The following is a 21,545-nucleotide window of genomic DNA, read 5'->3' on the forward strand; positions in this document are numbered from 1 at the left end:
CGTCAATACACTTTTATTGACGCATTTTCTGATTTTTTATTTAAACTAACTTTTTTAATGTTTAAAATGACGAATTCCCGTAAATACCATTGAAACTTTGTTGTCGTTGCAATAGTTAATGCTTAATTCATCTTTGATAGAGCCACCTGGTTGAATTACAGCTGTTATACCTGCGTGATTTGCAATTTCTACGCAGTCTGGAAAAGGGAAAAATGCATCACTAGCCATTACAGCACCAGTTAAATCAAATTCAAAAGATTTTGCTTTTTCAATAGCTTGACGTAAAGCATCGACTCTTGAAGTTTGGCCAGTTCCTGAAGCACACAATTGTTTGTTTTTTGCTAAAACGATTGTGTTTGATTTTGTGTGTTTGCATATCTTAGAAGCAAACAACAAGTCTTCGATTTCTTCTTGTGATGGTGAAGTATTTGTAACTGTTTTTAAATGGGATTCATTATCAGTGATTAAGTCTTTGTCTTGAACTAAAACACCATTTAAACAAGTTCTAACAGAAGTTTTTGAAAGTTCAGTTTCTTTGATAACAAGTATAATTCTGTTTTTCTTTTCTTCCAGTAAATCAATTGCCGTTGTGTCATAACTTGGAGCAATTACAACTTCGCAAAATAGTTTGTTGATTTCTTCGGCAGTTGCCAAATCAATGTTTCCATTAGCAATTAAAACACCTCCAAAAGCAGAAGTCGGATCTCCAGCCAATGCTTCTAAATAGGCTTCACGCATTGTTTTACGAGTGGCTATTCCGCAAGCGTTATTATGCTTTAAGATAGCAAATGTAGGTTCGTCGTTTTTGAATTCATTCATTAAATTCACCGCCGCATCAACATCCAATAAGTTGTTGTATGATAATTCTTTTCCGTGAAGTTTAGTGAACATTTTATCAAATTCACCAAAGAAGAATCCTTTTTGGTGTGGGTTTTCTCCGTATCGTAAAACTTCTCCCTTTGTTTCACTGATTTTTAATACTGCTTCTTCGTGATTTTTATTAAAGTAATTGAAAATGGCAGAATCGTAGTGAGAAGAAACATTGAAAGCTTTTGTTGCAAAAAGTTTTCTTTGTTCAAGAGTTATTTCTCCGTTTTGAGTAGTAATTAATTCTAAAAATAAAGAATACTCGTTTACTGAAGGTACTATAACAGTGTCTTTAAAGTTTTTTGCAGCCGCTCTAATTAATGAAATGCCTCCAATGTCTATCTTTTCAATGATGTCTATTTCGCTTGCTCCAGAAGCAACTGTTTTTTCAAAAGGATATAAATCAACAATTACTGCATCAATTTGAGGTATTTCAAATTCTCTCATTTGTTCTATATCCAACTCGTTGTCTTGGCGATTTAGAATTCCTCCAAAAATTTTAGGATGTAGTGTTTTTACTCTTCCTCCCAGAATTGAAGGGTAATCAGTAACTTCTTCAACAGGAACAACTGGAATTCCAAGGTTAAGAATAAACTCTTCAGTTCCTCCAGTAGAATAAATGGTTACATTTTGTTGATGAAGTTGACGAACAATGGGTTCAAGTCCAGTTTTATCGAACACAGAAATTAGTGCCGATTTAATCGTTTTTGTAGTATTCATTGTGTTGTTGTAATTTGTATTGCAAAAATAGTTTTTTTTAATCTGAATTAAAGATAGATTCTTCTAATTTTTTGTAACAAAAATCTTTATTTATCTACTAAATAGAATAGGAAATTAATTGAACAATGATAATATATATTAGATTATTGAAAGAAAGTTTTGGTTTTGCACTTAATGCGTTGCGAAATAACAAGCTTAGAACATTGTTATCATTGTTGGGTGTTACCGTGGGTATATTTTCCATCATAGCTGTTCTTTCTGCGGTAGATTCTCTTGACAAAAAAATTAAAAAGGACCTTAGCTCTCTAGATAAAAATACAGTTTACCTGCTTAAATTCTCTTTTGGGCCAACCAATGTTCCTCAATGGAAAAGAGAACAATTTCCTAATGTTAAATACGAAGAATACGAATACTTAAAGCGTTCTGTTAACGATGTAGATGAAATGGCTTTTATGTATTTTGCAGGAAGAGAAAATATAAAATTTGAGGGTAAAACAGTTAGTTCAGTTAGTGTTTCGCCTACAACTTATGAATTTGAAAATATTCAAAAGTTAGCATTTAAAGAAGGTCGTTTTTTCAATGAATCTGAATCAAATTCTGGTTCTCAAATGATTGTTTTGGGACACGATGTGGCAAAAAATCTATTTGATGGATTAAATCCAATTGGAAAAAAAGTACGTCTTTATGGTCAAAGATTTACAGTAATTGGGGTGCTGAAAAAGGTTGGCGCAGGAATTTTTGGTGAAGAAGATGATACAACTGTTTATTTACCAGTTAATTTCTTGAGAACGCTATATGGAGATAACAATGAAAGTATGGTTCCTGCTATATTAATAAAACCTACGAAAGGTGTTGATATGGATGCTTTTAAAGGTGAATTAAAAAGTAAATTAAGAAATCTGAGGGGCTTAAAAGTGGGAGAAGTTGATAATTTTTTCATCAATGTACTTTCTGGCTTTACAGATATTCTTGATGGATTAATAAGTCAAATGAATGTGATCGGTTGGATTATTGCAGGATTTTCTCTACTTGTTGGAGGTTTTGGTATCGCAAATATTATGTTTGTCTCGGTTAAGGAAAGAACAAATTTAATTGGCATACAAAAATCATTGGGTGCAAAAAATAAGTTTATTTTACTTCAGTTCTTGTTTGAAGCAATTGTTTTGTGTGTTATAGGTGGTGTTATTGGACTTATTTTAGTTTGGCTAATAACTTTGTTGCTAACAAACGCACTTGATTTTGAATTTGTATTAAGTTTTTGGAATATTGTATTAGGAACTGTTCTAGCTGCTTTTATTGGTTTATTAGCAGGAATTATTCCAGCGATATCTGCTTCTAAATTAGACCCTGTTGAAGCTATTCGAAGTGGAATGTAGATTTCATTTTGTTAAAAAATAATTCAGATAAAAGACACTATTTTCTTATTAAAAAGATATATTTGAAAAATAAAACTAATATTTTAAAAAAATGAAAAAATTAGAACTAAAAAATTTAAAAGTAAGTGTACTTTCTAAAGAAGAAAAATCAAAGATTAATGGCGGTTTAGAGCAAGAAGAAGTTATTTTGTCAATTGGTAAAATTTGTAGTTTGAGAAATTCTTGTGAAAGAATTTGTGGAGGACCAATTGCAGGTATTGAATAATCTAATATAGATTTAATATTTAATCTTGTTGATGAATAGGCTATCTCTTGATAGCCTTTCTTATTATTAGGTTTTTAAGATTTAGAATAAATTTAGTTACCAAGTAACATGATCTCAAAAAAATCAAAACGTTTTTCCAAAGGCATTTTTAAAGGTGTAATATTTTTTCTCTTTTTTTCAAACTTTCTTTATTCTCAAAAACAAAAAGAAGATAAATTCTTTAGAATAAATGTTAATAAAGAATATGTTTTTCTTGATACAATTCTCAAAGACAAAAAAATGGTTCTCCTAGGAGAACAATCTCATGGAGATGGAGTTGTTTTTGATGAAAAAGTAGAGCTAATTAAATATCTACATGAGCACTTAGGTTACAATACTATTGCTTTTGAAAGTGGACTGTACGATAATTACAAAGCTTATAAAGAGTATTTAAAGGATGTATCAAAAATTTCTATGTATGATGAGTCTGTATTTGGTATTTGGTCAGATACAAAATCATTTCATAATTTAATCAGTTATGTTAAAGAAAGGGCGGTTAAGCACGATACTATAAAAATTTTAGGCTTTGATTTGCAGGAAGGCTCATTATTTGAAAATTATTTTATGGGCGATTTTAAAAATATGATAGATAAGCATAAAATTAAAGTCTCTGAAAATGATTTAATTAAAATAGAAAAGGCATTTGTATTTAGAGATCTTTATGACGCTGTAAATAATCAAAAAGATTCTATTGATTTATATGAAAGTTTTGAGAAAAACTTAAAGTTAATCGAAGAGATTAAAAATCAGAGCCTTGATGATAAAGTCCTAATTCAAGTATTTAGAAGCAAAATTGCAGCAGTTTCTTTTGAAATACAAGAATTGCAAAATCAGAGAATAATTGTACAAAATCCTAGAGATGAACAAATGGCAAAGAATTTAATCTTTTTAGGAGAGAGTTTTCCTAAGGATAAAATAATTTGTTGGGGTGCTTCATATCACTTCTCAAAAAACATCGATCAAGTTATTGCTGATGATGTAACTGAAAACTATTTTGAAAAACTTTCAGAAATTGAAAAAAAGAATACTGGTTATACAGATTATAAAAAAAATGAAAGCTTGAATTTACTAAAAGGTGCTTTGCCTATGGGAGGTTTTTTAAAAGGTTACTTTAAAGATAAAATATATAGTATTGCGTTTTCTAACTATGAAGGAGAATATGGATTGGTTAATACCAAACCATATTCAATTCTTTCTTTTCCTGTAAATAGTATCGAAAACATATTAGTGAACAAGCAAATCCAAAAATGCTTTGTTGAGTTAAATAGTCAAGATGAAATTAGTTATTATAGTTCGGTTTTTGGAAATGTCCCTTTCAAAGCTTTGTGGGGTAAAGTTTTTGATGCATTGATTTTTATAAAAAAAACATATCAGCCTGAAATAAAGATTTATCCAAAAAATAATGACGTAAAAGTGGGTAATTCTTATCCTTATATCAAAGGAAAAGTTTATGATTTAAAATATAACAGATCAATTGCTAATGCACAAGTTAGTTTTTTATCTTCAAAACAAAACTTAGTCACAAATAAAAATGGTGAGTTTGTTATTACTATTTCAAAAAACAACATAGAAGATAAATTGATTGTATCGGGAATGGGTTATTTAAATGATACAATAGCTGTTTCTAAATTGATTGAAAAAAAAGTGAATTACTTGAAAATAGGACTTAAGCCTTATAAGTTTGAAGGGATTCAACTTGATAATGTTGTGATTTCATCTGTTAGTAAAATACTCACTGCTGAACAAATTTTAGAAAAAGCTAAAATTAACATAGAAAATAATTATTATCAAAATCCTTATAATCAAGATTTTTTTTATAGAACTCAAATTCTTAAAAAAGGAAAATTGACATCTCATATGGAAGCAGTAGTTAAAACATATAACGAGAATGGTATGAAAGGTTTAAATAGTCCTGATGCCGAGATTAAAGGCGAGTTGTTTCAATTTAGAAACTTGATAAACAATGGATTTGAAGATATTAATCATTTTGCTTTTATTTTTGATAGAGATGTTATTTTGAGCAAATCAAACGTTCTGTATAAAACTGCTTCTTATAAATTAAAAAAAGAAGGAATGGTAGTTGAAAATGACAGAAGGGTGTATAAAATTAGTTTTGTAAATAATGATCCAGGAACATACTCAACGGGATATGGTTATCCGGCACCTGAGAAATCTTCAGGCGTTGTTTATATTGATGCCTCGTCCTTTGCTGTTTTACGATATGAACATTGTGTAGTGAGAAGGACTTATGAACTGAAAAAAGAGCAAGATAAAAATGCTCAAATGAAACATAAAATAGTTGTTACATATAAAAATTTTGAAGGTAAATATTTTATGAACTATTGTTATGTTATTGACAAAATAATTGTAACGTCAAAAAAGGATAATTCTATTATAAGTGAAAACTACAAAGTTAATAATGTAATGTCGACTAAAATTGATACTTCCAATGTTGAAAAAATAGATCGTACTTTGTTCAAGCTTGATCAAAATGTTAATTTAGTTAGTGATAGTAGTTATTGGGAGGACCAAAACTTTATGGTTCAAGACGATAAAATAGTTTTTGATTTTTGTGATTGATAGTAGATATATGGAAGAGAAAATTTTAGAGATAGAAAAACATATATGGAATTCTGTAGCTTCAGAGGAGAGAATTGGGGTTTTAGACGGCTTGTCAGGTTATATTTTATTTTATAATTATTTAGTAAAGATTTATAAAAACGAAGAGTATAATGATAAACTTCATTTTGTTATTCAAAAAGTAAACGATTTGATTTCAGAAAAAGAACCCTCTTTTTCTTTCTGTTCTGGATTAGCTGGATACGGTTGGGCATTATTAAAAATTAAAAATAATGACATTGAAATTGATGATGATTATTACGCAGAAATTGATTCGGTTTTAATAAATGCCCTATTTGATGAAGTTAAAAACAACAACTTTGATTATCTGCACGGAGCTGTAGGTATTGCAATGTATTTTATTGAAAGATATAATGTAAAAAAAGATAAAAATATTGAAGCTGTTTTGATTAGGTTTTTAGACGAAATAGTTTGTAAAATTGATGAAGGATTAGAATTTTTATTTGATGGGAGTAATAAGATTTTAAATGAAAAACATATTTATTTTGGATTGGCACATGGACTTTCTGGATTTCTAAATTTTCTTATTCATTTGAAAAATAATTTGGAAGAAACTAAAATCGACATAAAAGCTCATCTAATTAAAATTATTGCTTATATGGATAGTTTTAAAGAATATGATTCAGTTTCAAAACAGTTTTATCCTTCCCAAATAAGAATTCATGACGGATTACCCAGCAGTGCGCGTTTAGGATGGTGTCAAGGTGATTTAGGTATTGCAAATGCTTTTTATAATGCTGGTTTATTTCTTAATGACGAAAATATTCAGAATCAATCTTTAGAGATGATTGAAAATACAACATTGATTTCAGTAGAAGAATCCAGAGTAAACGATTTTGCACTCTGTCATGGGAGTTCAGGTTTAATTGCTCAATATTATTTGACATCACAAAAAAGCAAAAGAGACTTTTCTAAAATAATAAATGTCTGGTCTGAAAACTTAGTAAAACAGACAAAAAATTTTTCTGAATTTAAATCATTTTTTATTGATAAATACATGGTGGAAAGCAATGTTTTAAACGGTGCTGCAGGTCTGGGACTGCTATTATTGACGCTAGATAGCAAGATTGAAACTGAATGGCTTGAAGCTATAAATCTTTATTAATTTTATTTTATTCAAATAATGAATTTTTTTAATCAAGTTATTAAAAGAGTTGTTTCTTTTTCAGTAGAATCTTATTTTGAAAATAAAGAAAACATAGCTGATTTTTTCTCTGAAAATGAACTTTTTCAATTGTCAGTTTTAATAGCATCAAGAAGTTTGTATAACGATGTTCTTAAAGACAAGTTTGAAAAGACTAAGATTCCTTTAGAAAAATATTTTTCTAGGGCGCATTTCAATCCTATCCCTTTTGGTACGTTCAGTAGCGTGGGTTCTTTAGAATGGGGAGCTGTAAGTGAACTTTCAAAGAAAGAAGGTTTAAGGTTAAAAGTAGATTATGATAATTTATTTGTGTCTGAAAAGTACGACGAGGTTTTTGATGAAAATTGGAAAGATTTTGTTTATTATACAAATCCTTCTATTCATTTTTTAAATGAAAAAAAAGTAAGCTTTTACAAATCTGAGAAAACATCCGGTTCTTTTCAAACCAAATATGTTGAATTGGATTATGATGAAAACATTGAATGGCTGACAATTAAATTTAAAACTGGAGCTACAATTGGTGAGGTTTCTACTGAACTGGTCGATAGCGGTTTTGAAATAAATGAAATAGAAACTTTTCTACTGGAAATCATCAACGCTGGAATTATTATAAGCAACGCGTCTTTCTTTCCTTACAGCAGGCCAAGTTCGTTATTTGATTTGAAATCTGAACTTGTTGAAAAAAACATATTTGATTTAAATGATAAAAATAACATCCAGCGTTTTATAGAGGCATATGTAAACGAGCAAAATAGCCATTTTGTTGAGAACAGGGTGAATAAATTTAATATCCACTCTATTGCTTCTTTCGATACGCAACCAGGTACAATCGAATTTGATATACAGGAAAAAATTTTAAGATATGTCAATTTTACTTTAAAATACAATCTAAACTATACGCCTGTTAATAAAGTTTTGAAAGAGTTCGGCAACAAATTTTATCACTGCTTTAATGACGGTTTTGTTCCTATTTCTAAAGTTTTTAACCCGTATTCTGGTTTAAAATACAGTTCGATAAAATTAAAAAATGAAAGTAAACTACCTGATGATATAATTTTTAAAATTTTATCCGGAACAGGGGGAGAACTACACCTTTCTGATATTGGAGATGATTTTTTAATTCAAAAAGACAAGATGCCTCCAAGTTTTAGTGTCATTTTTGAAAAACTGAAGAATAAAAATACAGGGAAAGAATATGTTTATTTTAAATATTTAGGAGGGACTTCTGCTTTAAATTTTGTTTCAAGATTTAATCATGTTTCTGAAGCATTGTGTCAGGATATTGTAGCATTTGAGAAAGAAATCTTTACAGATAAAATTGTTGCCGAAGTGAATATGGTTTCTAAGCCTAGAGCAACAAATATAATTCCTGATCGTAAATATTATGATTTTTGTATTCCTGTAAATACTGTATATGCTGAAGAATCTGCATCAGTTTTTCTATCTGATTTATATCTTAGATTCAATGGGGCTGATTTTTCCTTAGTTTCAAAAAAGCACAAAAAAGCAATAGTTCCCAGAGTAACCTCGGCTGTAAATTATGCATTATCTGATTCTGAAATTTACAAGTTTCTGGCAGATTTGCAGTTTCAAAATAATGAAATACATCATGTAAATTTTAATTTGAATTATTACAAGAACATTTTACTGCCCTTTGTCCCTAGAATATACTTAGGAGATGATATTTTACTGTATCCTTCTCAACTTCTGCTTGTAAATGATAGTTTTAGTTATGATGAATTTAAAAAATACCTGAATGAAAATATTAATAAATACTCTTTCTCTAAAAGGATTGTCATAACAGAAGAAAAAGGAGATGTGGTTATAGATGTTGAGAATGAAGATCAACTTAGGATGCTGTTTCAAAAATTGGATGTTGAAAAGAAAATTTATATTTCAGAATGTTTATATGACTCTTTTTTCCCTTTGGTAAAAGATGGATCTAATCATTTTTCACACGAATTTATCGCAAGTGTTAAAAATGATGATTTTAAGACACAGCAGGAGAAGATTAGATTTCCTGAGGAAAAAGATGATTTGATTAAAAGTTGTATTCCAATAGTGGGTGAATGGCTTTATTTTGATCTATTTTGTAATTCTTATGCTGTAAATGATTTGATGTTGGATATTTATGAAAATATTGTTTTGAAAAATGAGATTGACCAATTCTTTTTTGTTAGATACGATTATCCTGAAAACCATTTGCGGGCTAGATTTAAAACGGCATCAAGGCAAGTAAAAGACTATATTATAACAGAATTAGAAAAAATAAAAAGAAATGGTATTATTCTTAACTATAAAATTGTACCATACGAGCAAGAGAATTATAGATATGGAGGAGAGAAGTTAATGGGGCTTACAGAAAAAATATTTTTTTATGACAGCTTGAATACTATTACAGATGTATTAAAAAATAATTATGATGTAAGCGAAACTTACATTTGTGCAATATTAAAAATCAAGAGTTATTTAGATTTTTTTGAATATGATATTGATGAGATGATTGGTTTTTGCGAGTATAACATTGAAAGTTTTTCAAGAGAATTTACTTTGACCCAATTTCATAGAAAAAATTTTAATAAAGCTTTCTCTGAAATAAGAAAAATGTTAGAGTCAATAAATTATAGTTTTTCTATAGAAAATGAAATGGATTTTAAAGTTGAAGTTAACACCTCTTTAAATAGTAGTGAATTGTTTAAATATAATTATGTTTCAGATGTTATCCATATGAGTATGAATAGGCTTTTCGATCATGATCAGAGATTCAATGAGTTTAAATCTTATTTTTTAACTAAATGCTATTTGAATCAAATTAAGTATTCAAGAAAATAAGTAAAAAAAGATTTATTATTATTTAAAAGTTTAAATAAGGCTATTTTAGATAATAAAAAACCCGAGAATTTCTCGGGTTTTTTATTATTATCTTACTTCTTGATTTAAGATTAAATCAAGGTAAAGGTTGATTTTATCTTTAAGTTCTTTACGAGGAGTTATAAAGTCCAAGAAACCATGCTCTAACACGAATTCAGATGTTTGGAATCCTTCAGGTAAATCTTTACCAGTAGTGTCTTTTACAACACGTGGTCCAGCAAAACCAATTAATGCACCTGGTTCAGCAATATTAATATCACCAAGCATTGCGTAAGAAGCTGTAGTTCCTCCCGTTGTTGGGTCTGTACATAATGAGATGTAAGGAATTTTAGCTTCTGCTAATTGTGCTAATTTTGCTGATGTTTTTGCTAACTGCATTAACGAATAAGCTGCTTCCATCATACGAGCTCCTCCAGATTTAGAAATCATCACAAATGGAATATTATTTTTGATAGAATAATCTATACCACGAGCAATTTTTTCTCCCACTACAGCTCCCATAGAACCCCCAATAAAAGCAAAGTCCATACAGCAAACTACTAAATCTTTTCCTTTAGATTTTCCAACAGCAGTACGCACAGCATCTTTTAATTTAGTTTTACTCATTGCGTCAACTAAACGATCAGAGTATTTTTTAGTGTCAGAAAAGTTTAATGGATCTTTTGCAGTGATGTTAGGGTCTAGCTCAGTAAATTCATTATTGTCGAATAATATTTTAAAGTATTCAGCACTTCCTATTCGTACATGAAATTCATCTTCAGGGCTTACCCAAAGGTTTCTTTCTAATTCGTCAGAATCAACAATTTTACCTGTAGGAGATTTGTACCATAAACCTTTAGGTACGTCCATTTTATCTTCGGTAGGGGTTGTGATACCTTTTTCTTTTCTTTTAAACCAAGCCATAATTTTTACGGTTATGAGTTAAAAGTTATAAATTATGAGTTACAAGACTTAACTTATAATTCATAATTTATAACTTATAATTAAAGTGTGTTTACGTTATTTAAGTCGGCAAAAGCCTGCTCTAATCTTGTGTTGAAAGTAACTTCTCCTTCACGAACCCATTTTCTTGGGTCGTAATGTTTTTTATTTGGCGAATCTGGGCCTTCAGGACTTCCAATTTGCGTTTTTAAATAGTCGATTTTTGAAGTCATATAGTCTCTAATCCCTTCAGTAAAAGCAAATTGTAAGTCAGTGTCAATATTCATTTTGATAACTCCGTAAGAAATAGCTTCTCTAATTTCTTCTAAAGTAGAACCTGACCCACCGTGAAATACAAAGTCTACTGGATTATTTCCAGTATTGTATTTGTTTTGAACAAAATCTTGTGAGTTCTTAAGGATTTTTGGGGTTAATTTTACGTTTCCTGGCTTATAAACACCATGAACATTACCAAAAGCAGCAGCAATTGTAAAACGAGGAGAAACTTTCATTAGCTCTTCATAGGCATAAGCTACTTCTTCAGGTTGTGTGTATAATTTTGAACTATCTACATCACTGTTGTCAACACCATCTTCTTCACCACCAGTAATTCCTAATTCGATTTCTAATGTCATACCCATTTTACTCATACGAGCCAAGTATTCTTTACAGATTTCAATATTTTCATGAAGTGGTTCTTCAGATAAATCAATCATGTGTGAAGAATATAATGGCTTTCCTGTTTCAGCAAAATGCTTTTCAGAAGCGTCTAATAAACCATCAATCCAAGGTAATAAGTTTTTTGCACAGTGGTCTGTATGTAAAATAACAGTAGCACCATAAGCTTCAGCTAACGTATGAATGTGTTTTGCACCAGCAATTGCTCCTAAAATAGCAGATTTTTGTCCTTCGTTAGACAAACCTTTCCCTGCATTAAATTGTGCACCTCCATTTGAAAACTGAATTATTACAGGAGCATTAAGCTTAGCAGCTGTTTCTAAAACTCCATTGATTGTGCTTGAACCTACTACATTTACTGCTGGTAGAGCAAATCCTTTTTCTTTTGCGTAGTTAAAAATTTCTTGAACTTGGTCTCCAGTAGCAACTCCTGGTTTTATGTTGTGCGCCATATGTTTATTTTTTTAGATTGACAAAATTACAAATTTACTTAATTAGAAAGGATAGTTTATACCAATATTTAAAACTGACTTATCAAATCTCATTTCTTTAAACCATCTTTCACTTTCTATACGTGCTGGATTATATGTTTTAAAGCCTAAATCTAGTCTCACCAAAAAGAAATTAAAATCATATCTAAATCCAATTCCAGTTCCCAAAGCTAAACTTTCAAGTGATTTAAATCCATTAAAAATTTTTGTTTCATCAGTTTCACTGTCAGAAATATTCCAAATATTTCCACAGTCTGCAAAAAGAGCACTGTTTAAATCACCAAATAAGTTAAAACGATATTCAGCATTTAAAGCAATTTTCATGTTAGCTTCATTAAAATCATTTAATCCTCCTGAGCTTCCAGGTCCAAGGCTATAGGACTCCCATGCTCTGTTATCATTAGTTCCTCCTGCAAAATAACTTCGAGAAAAAGGTATTGATTTTGAATTTCCATAAGGTATTGCAATACCAAAAAAACTTCTAAAAGCTATTATTTTGTTGTGGTTTAAATCCCAATGTTTAATAAATTCAAATTCCGATTTTAAATATTGTGAATATTGTAAACCGAAAATGTCTTTTGTTCCGTCTGGATTTTTTTCTTGTTTAGTAACTCCAGACAAAAGAGAAAGTAAGTTTCCAGCTGATTCAATTTTTCCTCTAAAACTGTAAAATTCTTTATCCAAGAAGTCGGTTTTAGAATCTCTGTAATAGGAAAGATTTGAAGCAAAAATTAAGTTGTTTTCTGTTAAACGATCCTTTCGTTCTTTAATACTTTTTATTGTTCTGTAATCAGATCCAAAAGGATCTAAGGCAGGAAATTGATTGTTTAGTGCGCTTGAAATAAAACCATCTGCACCACCTTCTTCTTTTGTTAAATTTCCAAATTCATCATAAAACAATGGTATTGTGTTATAAATGTGCGCTAATGTGTTTAGTCTATTATAAGAAGAGTTGTAAACATTAAAATAATTATTGATATTAATGTTTTTAACATATTGAACGTTTATCAAATCAAACTTAAAGTTGGTGTTCTTTTTTGGAGTCCAACTGTAATTTATTATTGAAGTAAAGTTTTCTTTGTCAAGACCTATGTTTTGTTGTTTTGCAAATCCTGTACTAATATAGCTAGTTGGAAACATTCTTTTTGGGATAATCCTTGTAGTTTTAAAAGGAAGAAATAGCCTTGGGAATGATAAACGTAAATCAGCCCCAATTTCGGTTACATTAAAGAAGCTATCATCAGGGTTTGAAAATTGTTTTGAAGAACCAATGTTTCCACGCAAACCAAATTCTAATATTTCTGCACCTCTAAATATATTTCTAATTGACACAGATGTACTACCTGATATACCAAACTGTTGTATGTTTGAATGTGTAAAATCTGCATTTGCTTTAAAACTAAATTTATCCTTAGATTTTAAATAAATATTCACTTTTAATTTTCCTAAGGAATCTTCTTTGTACTCAATATTGGGATAGAAGAAAATATTTAGATTACTCAATGATCTTAAAGTTTGTGTTTTTGCATCCTCACTATACAAGCTGTCTTTTTGAATAAATACGGCACTAGTAATTGCTCTAGGTCTGTAGCGTAGTTTGTTTGTACTGTAAATGTTATATCTTCTTGTAATAGCACTATCTGCAACAGCTTTTTGATTTTTTGCTTCTTTTTCAATAGTGAATATGTTTACTTCACTGATGCGATAAATTTGATGAGGTTCTTTTTTTATGGAGTCGCCATCTTTCACTTCTCTATCGTAAATATTTATCGTTACAGGGGCTTTTTTTGAAGTTGTATCTATTACAAAATCAATATTTTCTCTTTGAAAATGGTATACTCCATGATTTTTAAAATAAGAAGTTAAACGTGCTCGTTCATTATCAAAATTTAGGGTTTTGTACTGATCGCCAACTTTTATTAAAGACTTATTTTGAGTAAGTAGGTATAGTGAGTCTATTGCAGGAGTTTCAATGTTTCTTGAAATCGTATCTAAGAAAGTTGGTTCCCCAGTCGTCACTTTGTAGTTTACTTCACTAAAACGATTTTCATATTTTACTTTATATTGAACTTTAGCATTAAAATATCCTTCATTAAAGTGATAGGCTTTAAGTTGTTTTGTAGTTCTTCTTATTTTTGTTGTGTCAAGTATTGCTGGTGGTTCACCAGTTTTTTTTAAAAATGTGTGTATGCCAGAGTACCAAAATGATTTTCCTAATCTATTTACTTGCTTTTTTGATAGCCAATTTGCCTGACGATAATATTTTTTTGGATTGTTGATATATTTTGCTTTGAAAAGAGAATCTGTGTTTTCTTTTGCTAAATTGAATAAATGTAGTCTTAGTTTAAAACCTAAAATAGATGAGTTGGGTTGCTGAATGATTAATGATGTTAGTTTTTCATCGGTAATGTTTTTGTTGTTAACTTCTAAATTGTTTTTAGTTAACAAGTATTTTTTAGTAGGAACTTTTTTTACAACATTACATGCTGAAATAAGTGCCGCAATTACGATAAATATTGATATTTTTGTAGCGAAATTATTCAAAGAATCAGAAATTTATTTCAAAAATACACTTTTTTATGGTTAGTAAAAACCAAATAAAACTTATAACGAGTTTAGTTCAAAAAAAATATAGAAAACAACATGGTTTATTCATTGCAGAAGGTGTAAAAGTAATTAATGAATTGATTAAATCAAACTTTGAATTAGAACATTTGTATATTACTAAACCCCTGTTTTTTGGTGTTTCCGAAAAAATAAAAACTTTGGTTACAGATTCAGAGTTAAAAAAAATATCTGCTTTAACTATGTCAAATGATTGTCTAGCAGTTTTTAAGATTCCTAATGAAAGAAAAATAAAGACAGATGGTTTAATTGTAGCATTAGATGATGTTAGAGATCCAGGAAATTTGGGAACAATTATTAGGCTTTGTGATTGGTTTGGGATAGAGCAATTAATTTGTTCTGAGCAAACAGTTGATTTATATAATCCAAAGGTTGTTCAAGCAACAATGGGTTCTATTTCGAGAGTTAATGTAAGTTATGTAGATTTGAGTGATACTTTGATTAATTTGGAACTGCCTATTTTTGGAACGTTTATGGATGGTGAGAATATTTATAAAACAAAGCTGCCATCAAATGGCGTTATAGTTTTAGGAAATGAGGCCAACGGTATTTCTTCTGAAATTGAAAAAATTGCAACACATAAAATAGCCATCCCTAGATTTGGAAATCTACAATTAACAGAGAGTTTAAACGTTGCTACTGCTACAGCAATTGTGTTAAGTGAATTTAAGCGGGCAACTTAAGTCTTAGTGGAAAGCAAAATTAATAAAGATACCTCTTGTAGACATCTTGTCTATGTTTCCAGTCCAAGGACTATTAGGATCATTATCAGGAATTAATTCGTTTTTCATTCCAAATACACCTCTTATTGAAGGAGAAAATTTGAAATATTCAAAATATAAATCGATTCCAACTCCCATTTCATAGTTACTACTATTATTAATCATTCTAAATCTATCGGCCGAATTGTCGTCTACAGAATCTGAATTACTTGTAAGATTTAAAGAATTAGAAACTCCCCCAATCAAGTATGGTTTCACATTTCCAATTCGTTTTGAGGAAAATTTAAGTAGTAAAGGAAAATGAATGTAAGTAGATTTTACCTCTCTTAAAGCATCTACTGGGTCAGATATGTTTTGAAAGTGTAAGTTTCTTTGTCCATACGATAAACCTGGTTCAAAACGCAAATCAAAATGTTCTGTTAGTCTTAAATTTGCTATTAAACCAACATTAAAACCCATTTGACTATCAACTAAAATATCTTGACCATCGTATTTTTTATCAATTTTGAAATCATAATTATTGAAACCTAAATAAAAACCAAAATGAATTCTTTGTTTGTCAAAGTTTTCAAGATTTATAATAGGTTTTCTAGCAAACATACTTTTGGTAAATACTTGCGCATTACTTATTGTAGAAGTGATTATGAAAACCAAGATTAAGAGTCTATTACTCATTTTATTGTATTATTTTTTTGTTGCAGTGTAAATGGTTGCTACTCCAAATGTTTGAGGCATATGTTTTACATCTATAAACCCAATTTTTTGCAAAATATTGTTTAATGATTTTCCGTAAGGAAAAATAGAAGCTGAATCTGAGAGATACTTGTAAGCAACTTTATCCTTTGAGAACATTTTTCCAATAAGAGGAAGAATATTTTTTGTATAAATAGCATACCCTTGTTTAAAAGGAAATTTCTCAGGTACTGATGTTTCTAGAATAACAAATATTCCATTTGGTTTAAGTACTCTTAAGATTTCAGACAGACCAAGTTCTAGATTTTCAAAGTTTCGAATCCCAAAAGCAACAGTTATTGCATCAAAAGAATTGTCATTGAATGGTATTTTTTCAGAATCACCTAAAGCCATTTCTATTTTGTTTGAAAGGTTTTTTTGAGCGATTTTTTGTTTTCCTACTTCAAGCATCCCAGCTGAAATGTCTAAACCAATTATTTTAGTAGCATTTGTCTCTGCTAATAAGATGGCTAAATCGCCAGTTCCAGTAGCAATGTCGAGAACAGTTTCGGGATTTTTAGATGCAACTAATTTTAATATCTTTTTGCGCCACTTTACATCTACTCCAAAAGAGATTACTCTATTCAAATTGTCATAATTGTTTGATATGTTATCAAACATTTTTGCGACCTGTTCTTTCTTGCCTAAGTCAGAATCTTTGTATGGTTTAGTGCTAATTGACATAAAATTAATTTCAGCAAATATAGAATTTAATTTTTAATCCCTGAAAAATAGGCATCTCATCGATGTTTATAGAATGTTTATCGTTTTTCCTAACTGAAATCAGGTATTTTTGAAAATACTAAGTATTTGGTATTGTGTCAATTGAAAAAAAATGTTAAATTTATCTTCTAATTACGTCGGAAATGAGTTTTATTTTACTGGTGTTTTTAAGATAAAATAATTGACACGATTGTTTTATAATCGCAATCACAAACGATCTTTTTCATCGTTTTTTTTAAGTGTCACAAACGTTCTTTGGGTTAAATTTGTTTTTGGAAATTTTAGTTTTGTTGCGTTACTTTAGTGGTATTTGGTAATGCGGCGTTAGAGATTCTAATATCCGTTTTTTATTGGCCATTATAGGTTTGGTTGAACAGTAGAAAACAAGATACGATTGCTTTTACACCAAAACGACATTATTAGAGAAAAACACTTCTTAATGAAGTGTTTTTTTTTTGTCTTTACTTTATTGCTTTATGATATGTCTCGAAAGTAAAAGAGTATTTGTGTTTTTCGTCTTTATCATGAAATTCTGAAGAAGTAAGTTTCCATAATGAGGTGTCTATTTCAGGAAAAAAGGTGTCTGCTTCAAACTTTTCATGAACTCGAGTTAGTTCTATGCAGTCTGCAATGTTTATGCTTTGTTTGTAAATTTCTCCACCTCCTATAATATATATTGTTTCGTTTTTCGGACAAACTTCTAACCCTTTTTCTAAGTTATTAGCTATTAAACAGCCATCAGGAGCTTCATAGTCTTTACTTCGTGTGATAATGACATGTGTTCGATTAGGTAGAGGTTTGGAGAAGCTTTCAAAAGTTTTTCTGCCCATTATTATATAATGACCAGTTGTTAGTGTTTTAAAACGTTTGAAATCATTTGGTAAATGCCAAAGTAGGTCATTGTCTTTCCCAAGTTCGTTATTTTCCCCTGCAGCAGCAATTAGTGTAATCATTATGTGCTTTTTTGATCTAAATCTTTTTGCAATTGTTCAATTTTGCGTTCTTGTTTAGCAATTAGTTTATCAATTTGAGCTCGCTCCCAGTTTTTGTTCATAAAACTATCTGTGATAAAAACTCGTATAAAGTGTAAAACGAATATAAAGCACCAAATGGTAATTGCCCATAAGAACCAATGAGAATCAGGAAAAACACCAAGAAGTTTGTTTGCTATTACAAAAAATATACTTCCTAAAACAAATAATACAAAGTGATAATATAAGCGTTTTTTTTGCTTTAAACGCAAACGTGCATACTCGTATAGTTCGTGTTGATTAATGTCCATAAGGTTTAGTTTACGGATTAAATATAATAAATTATCTCATATCAAATGATACTGGCATATGATGTTTTACTCTTATAGGTATGCCTCTTTGATATCCAGGTTTGATATAGTTGTATTTTTTAAGTAATGATGTAATTTGTTCGGATGTTAAAGAGTCTAATTTCTTTAGTATTTTGATGTCAGTTATTTTGCCGTCAATATCTACCACAAATTCAAGATTCATTGTTCCAACTAAGCTGCTTGTTTCATTGGCATTCAAATTTATCATATTGTTGATTAGGTAGTTTTTGAAATGAGCTTCTCCTTTTGTAAATACTGGTGGAGTTTCAATTTCTTTGTAAATTGTAACATTATTATCTTTGTCTCTTCTGCTGCCGCTTACAAGTTTGCCGTTTTCATATAACTCAGTACACCAAGCAGTTTCAGTTGAGAATTTCCAAATACCCGTTTTTAAACCATTTAAATAAATTCCAGAAGTTTTGTAATATTTATTTTCAAAACTATAATTGCCATTACCGTTAATTACAGTTTGAACATTATCTATATTCCAAGAGTTAATAATCTTGTTGTTAATTATTTTTTTGGAAGTTAAGTCAGAAATGGTGAATTCTTCTGTGTAGTGTTTGTTTTTGTTCTTGTAATAAGTTATTCTAAATCCTTTTAGATTTTTTTTATTTATTGTGGTTTCAGAAATCAGATTACCTTCTGTTGAAATCTTGCTTAAAATGATTGTACTATCATTTTCCTTAATTGCAGGTGATTTAGGATGTTCTACATATTCTTCTTGAGCAAAAAAATGTAATGTGGCAAAGAGAAATGCCAGTGTAAGTATTTTTTTCATTTTAAAATTTGGTTAAATCGCCACCTGTCCTTTTATGTGTGGATGCGGGTCGTAATCAACTAAGGTGAAATCGTCAAAAGTGAAATCGAAAATATTTTTTACTTCAGAGTTTAAAATCATTTTAGGTAATGGTTTTGGATCACGACTTAGTTGTAATTCTAATTGCTCAAAATGATTGTTGTAAATATGAGCATCTCCAAAAGTATGGATGAATTCTCCTGGTTGTAAATCACAAACCTGAGCAATCATTAACGTGAATAAGGCGTATGACGCGATGTTAAATGGAACTCCTAAAAAGATATCAGCGCTACGTTGGTACAATTGACAAGATAACTTTCCATCAGCTACATAAAATTGAAAAAATGCATGGCATGGAGGTAAAGCAGCTTTGCCATTTGAAACATTTTCTGCAAATGATTTTGAAGTGTCCGGTAAAACAGAAGGATTCCAAGCAGAAACTAACATTCTTCTGCTGTTTGGATTTGTTTTTAGTGTTTCTATTAATTCAGTTATTTGATCTATTTCTTCACTGTTCCAATTTCTCCATTGGTGTCCATAAACTGGACCTAGGTCTCCATTTTCATCTGCCCATTCGTCCCAAATGCGTACTCCGTTTTCTTTTAAATAAGCGATGTTTGTTTCGCCTTTCAAAAACCATAATAGTTCGTGTATTATAGATTTAAGATGCAGTTTTTTTGTAGTTACCATTGGAAAACCTTCGCTTAAATCAAAACGCATTTGGTAACCAAAAACACTTTTTGTTCCTGTGCCTGTTCTGTCTCCTTTTTGGTTTCCGTTTTCTAAAACGTGCTTAACTAAATCTAAATACTGTTTCATTATGATTCTCTTTTCGATATTTCGTCCCTTACATTTGCTGCTTTCTCATAATCCTCATCTTGAACGGCTTGTTCAAGCATTTCGTGTAGTTCAGATAAACTGTATGTTGAATAAGAGCTTTTAGGTTCATTACTGCCTTCTAATCCAAAAGTTTCTGGAGTTGAAAGGATATCGTCTAAATTTTCTGGGTTTTCGGTTTCTGGATTTACTTTTAAATAGATTCCAGCTTTGTCTAAAATATTTTTGTAAGTAAAAATAGGAGCATTAAAACGCAGTGCTAATGCAATAGCATCTGATGTTCTTGCATCAATAATTTCTTCAATTTTATCACGCTCGCAAATCATGCTAGAATAGAAAACACCATCTACCAGTTTGTGGATTATAACTTGTTTGATTACAATGTCAAACCTTTCTGCGAAATTTTTAAATAAATCGTGCGTTAAAGGTCTAGGTGGTTTTATCTCTTTTTCTAAAGCAATTGCTATCGATTGTGCTTCAAATGCACCAATAACAATTGGTAACTTTCTATCGCCATCAACTTCATTTAATATTAAAGCGTATGCTCCATTTTGAGTTTGGCTATACGATATTCCTTTTATGGATAGTTTTACTAAGCTCATTCTATTCTGGTTAAGAAATAAGTTGTTTAATTCACTTATTCTATTCTTGCAAAGTAACAAAAAACTTTTGCTTATTTAAACAAAAAAGAGCCACTTGTTTGTGACTCTTTTTAACATAGTTATCAATAAACTATTATGAATTTTGAGCTTTGAAAGCTTTTAATTTTTCGATTAAAGCAGGTACTACTTGGAAAGCATCACCAACCACTCCATAATCAGCTACTTTAAAGAAAGGAGCTTCTGGGTCAGAGTTGATTGCAACTTTTACTTTAGAAGAGTTAACTCCTGCAATATGTTGGATTGCACCAGAAATACCAATAGCGATGTATAAATTAGTTGCAACAGGTTTTCCTGTTTGTCCTACGTGTTCACTGTGAGGTCTCCATCCTAAGTCAGATACTGGTTTTGAACAAGCTGTTGCTGCACCTAAAACTGCTGCTAACTCTTCAATCATTCCCCAGTTTTCTGGACCTTTTAATCCGCGTCCTCCAGATACAACTACATCTGCATCTGCGATAGTAACTTTTCCAGAACCTTTTTCAACAGATTGAACTTTTACTCCAAAGTCAGCATCAGAAATTGAAGGTGCAAAATCTTCAGCAGCTGCAGCTCCATTTGATTCTACTAATCCAAAACTGTTTTTTCCAATAGCTAAAACTTTTACATCTGTATCAATTTGAGTAATGTTGAAAGCTTTGTTTGAAAATGCATTTCTTTTTACTTGGAATGGAGATGTGCTTAAAGGTAATGCAACTACATTTGATGCATATCCAGCGTTTAAACTTACCGCAACTAGTGGTGCAGTATATAAACTGTCTGTAGTAGATGATAAAATAACAATTTTAGCACCTTCTTTTTCAGCTGCTTGTTTAATTGCATCTGCATAAGCTTTAGCTGTGAAGTTTGCTAATTTATCATTGTTTACTTTTAATACTTTATCTACTCCGTATTTTCCTAATTCTGAAACATCACCAGCATTAATTGTTAAAGCGGTAACTGTTGTGCCTGTAGATTCGGCAATTTTTTTTGCGTATGAAGCTAATTCAAAAGCTACTTTTTTGAATTTTCCTTCTGCTGATTCTGCGTATATTAATATAGACATGATTCTTTTATTTTGATGTTGAATGTTGAATTTTAAATGATCGCTTAAA

The 21,545-nt window shown here is 30.1% G+C and carries 18 protein-coding genes; 6 read left to right on the forward strand and 12 right to left on the reverse strand.

Features of this window, described 5'->3' with window-relative positions; translation table 11 throughout:
• Window positions 1-54: 54 nt before the first annotated feature.
• Window positions 55-1,587: a bifunctional phosphoribosylaminoimidazolecarboxamide formyltransferase/IMP cyclohydrolase gene (gene purH, locus BUC09_RS03900; RefSeq protein WP_073308848.1), complete on the reverse strand. Its 1,533-nt coding sequence runs from the start codon at window positions 1,585-1,587 to the stop codon at window positions 55-57.
• A 125-nt stretch (window positions 1,588-1,712) separates the two neighbouring features.
• Here purH and BUC09_RS03905 point away from each other — a divergent pair, with 125 nt between their 5' ends.
• The 5 genes from BUC09_RS03905 (at window position 1,713) to BUC09_RS03920 (ending at window position 9,883) form a co-directional block, all read left to right on the forward strand.
• Window positions 1,713-2,963 (forward strand): ABC transporter permease, encoded by a 1,251-nt coding sequence (locus BUC09_RS03905; RefSeq protein ID WP_073308849.1) that lies wholly within the window; start codon window positions 1,713-1,715, stop codon window positions 2,961-2,963.
• A 91-nt stretch (window positions 2,964-3,054) separates the two neighbouring features.
• Entirely contained in the window at window positions 3,055-3,228 is a 174-nt protein-coding gene (locus BUC09_RS14745) for a hypothetical protein (protein ID WP_159432933.1), read from the forward strand.
• A gap of 279 nt (window positions 3,229-3,507) precedes the next feature.
• Window positions 3,508-5,847: an erythromycin esterase family protein gene (locus BUC09_RS03910; protein ID WP_159432934.1), complete on the forward strand. Its 2,340-nt coding sequence runs from the start codon at window positions 3,508-3,510 to the stop codon at window positions 5,845-5,847.
• A gap of 10 nt (window positions 5,848-5,857) precedes the next feature.
• Window positions 5,858-7,012 (forward strand): lanthionine synthetase LanC family protein, encoded by a 1,155-nt coding sequence (locus BUC09_RS03915; RefSeq protein WP_073308851.1) that lies wholly within the window; start codon window positions 5,858-5,860, stop codon window positions 7,010-7,012.
• Window positions 7,013-7,030: 18 nt separating this feature from the next.
• Window positions 7,031-9,883, forward strand: coding sequence for a lantibiotic dehydratase (locus BUC09_RS03920; protein WP_073308852.1), 2,853 nt, complete (start codon window positions 7,031-7,033; stop codon window positions 9,881-9,883).
• A gap of 87 nt (window positions 9,884-9,970) precedes the next feature.
• Here the strand turns inward: BUC09_RS03920 and accD are convergent, their stop codons facing one another.
• From accD to tamL, 3 genes are all read right to left on the reverse strand, one after another.
• Window positions 9,971-10,825 carry an acetyl-CoA carboxylase, carboxyltransferase subunit beta gene (gene accD, locus BUC09_RS03925; RefSeq protein WP_073308853.1) on the reverse strand — a complete coding sequence of 285 codons (855 nt, stop codon included), beginning with the start codon at window positions 10,823-10,825 and terminating at the stop codon, window positions 9,971-9,973.
• Window positions 10,826-10,905: 80 nt separating this feature from the next.
• A complete protein-coding gene (gene fbaA, locus BUC09_RS03930; protein ID WP_073308854.1) occupies window positions 10,906-11,973 on the reverse strand; it encodes a class II fructose-bisphosphate aldolase in 1,068 nt (355 codons plus the stop codon).
• 42 nt (window positions 11,974-12,015) lie between these two features.
• Window positions 12,016-14,556 carry a translocation and assembly module lipoprotein TamL gene (gene tamL / locus BUC09_RS03935; protein WP_073308855.1) on the reverse strand — a complete coding sequence of 847 codons (2,541 nt, stop codon included), beginning with the start codon at window positions 14,554-14,556 and terminating at the stop codon, window positions 12,016-12,018.
• Window positions 14,557-14,591: 35 nt separating this feature from the next.
• Between tamL and BUC09_RS03940 the strand changes: the two genes are divergently transcribed.
• Complete coding sequence (locus BUC09_RS03940) at window positions 14,592-15,320, forward strand: TrmH family RNA methyltransferase (protein WP_073308857.1); 729 nt, start codon at window positions 14,592-14,594, stop codon at window positions 15,318-15,320.
• Window positions 15,321-15,323: 3 nt separating this feature from the next.
• Here BUC09_RS03940 and porT read toward each other — a convergent pair whose 3' ends face one another.
• The 8 genes from porT to BUC09_RS03980 form a co-directional block, all read right to left on the reverse strand.
• The gene (gene porT, locus BUC09_RS03945; RefSeq protein ID WP_073308859.1) at window positions 15,324-16,034 is read right to left on the reverse strand and encodes a type IX secretion/gliding motility protein PorT/SprT; all 711 of its coding nucleotides are present in this window, start codon (window positions 16,032-16,034) and stop codon (window positions 15,324-15,326) included.
• A 9-nt stretch (window positions 16,035-16,043) separates the two neighbouring features.
• Complete coding sequence (gene ubiE, locus BUC09_RS03950; protein WP_073308861.1) at window positions 16,044-16,775, reverse strand: bifunctional demethylmenaquinone methyltransferase/2-methoxy-6-polyprenyl-1,4-benzoquinol methylase UbiE; 732 nt, start codon at window positions 16,773-16,775, stop codon at window positions 16,044-16,046.
• A gap of 500 nt (window positions 16,776-17,275) precedes the next feature.
• Complete coding sequence (locus tag BUC09_RS03955; protein WP_073308863.1) at window positions 17,276-17,767, reverse strand: dihydrofolate reductase; 492 nt, start codon at window positions 17,765-17,767, stop codon at window positions 17,276-17,278.
• On the reverse strand, window positions 17,767-18,096 hold the full coding sequence (locus BUC09_RS03960; RefSeq protein WP_073308864.1) for a 2TM domain-containing protein: 330 nt from the start codon (window positions 18,094-18,096) through the stop codon (window positions 17,767-17,769). Before BUC09_RS03960 ends, BUC09_RS03955 begins: the two co-directional genes overlap by 1 nt.
• A gap of 31 nt (window positions 18,097-18,127) precedes the next feature.
• On the reverse strand, window positions 18,128-18,937 hold the full coding sequence (locus BUC09_RS03965; protein ID WP_073308865.1) for an energy transducer TonB: 810 nt from the start codon (window positions 18,935-18,937) through the stop codon (window positions 18,128-18,130).
• A gap of 12 nt (window positions 18,938-18,949) precedes the next feature.
• The gene (locus BUC09_RS03970; RefSeq protein WP_073308866.1) at window positions 18,950-19,774 is read right to left on the reverse strand and encodes a thymidylate synthase; all 825 of its coding nucleotides are present in this window, start codon (window positions 19,772-19,774) and stop codon (window positions 18,950-18,952) included.
• The gene (locus tag BUC09_RS03975) at window positions 19,774-20,394 is read right to left on the reverse strand and encodes a bifunctional nuclease family protein (protein ID WP_073308867.1); all 621 of its coding nucleotides are present in this window, start codon (window positions 20,392-20,394) and stop codon (window positions 19,774-19,776) included. The genes BUC09_RS03970 and BUC09_RS03975 overlap by 1 nt, the downstream gene beginning before the upstream one ends.
• 133 nt (window positions 20,395-20,527) lie before the next feature.
• Window positions 20,528-21,496 (reverse strand): electron transfer flavoprotein subunit alpha/FixB family protein, encoded by a 969-nt coding sequence (locus BUC09_RS03980; RefSeq protein ID WP_073308868.1) that lies wholly within the window; start codon window positions 21,494-21,496, stop codon window positions 20,528-20,530.
• Between the last annotated feature and the right edge of the window lie 49 nt (window positions 21,497-21,545).

It is taken from the genome of Flavobacterium terrae (genome assembly GCF_900142035.1).
Lineage (GTDB): Bacteria > Bacteroidota > Bacteroidia > Flavobacteriales > Flavobacteriaceae > Flavobacterium > Flavobacterium terrae.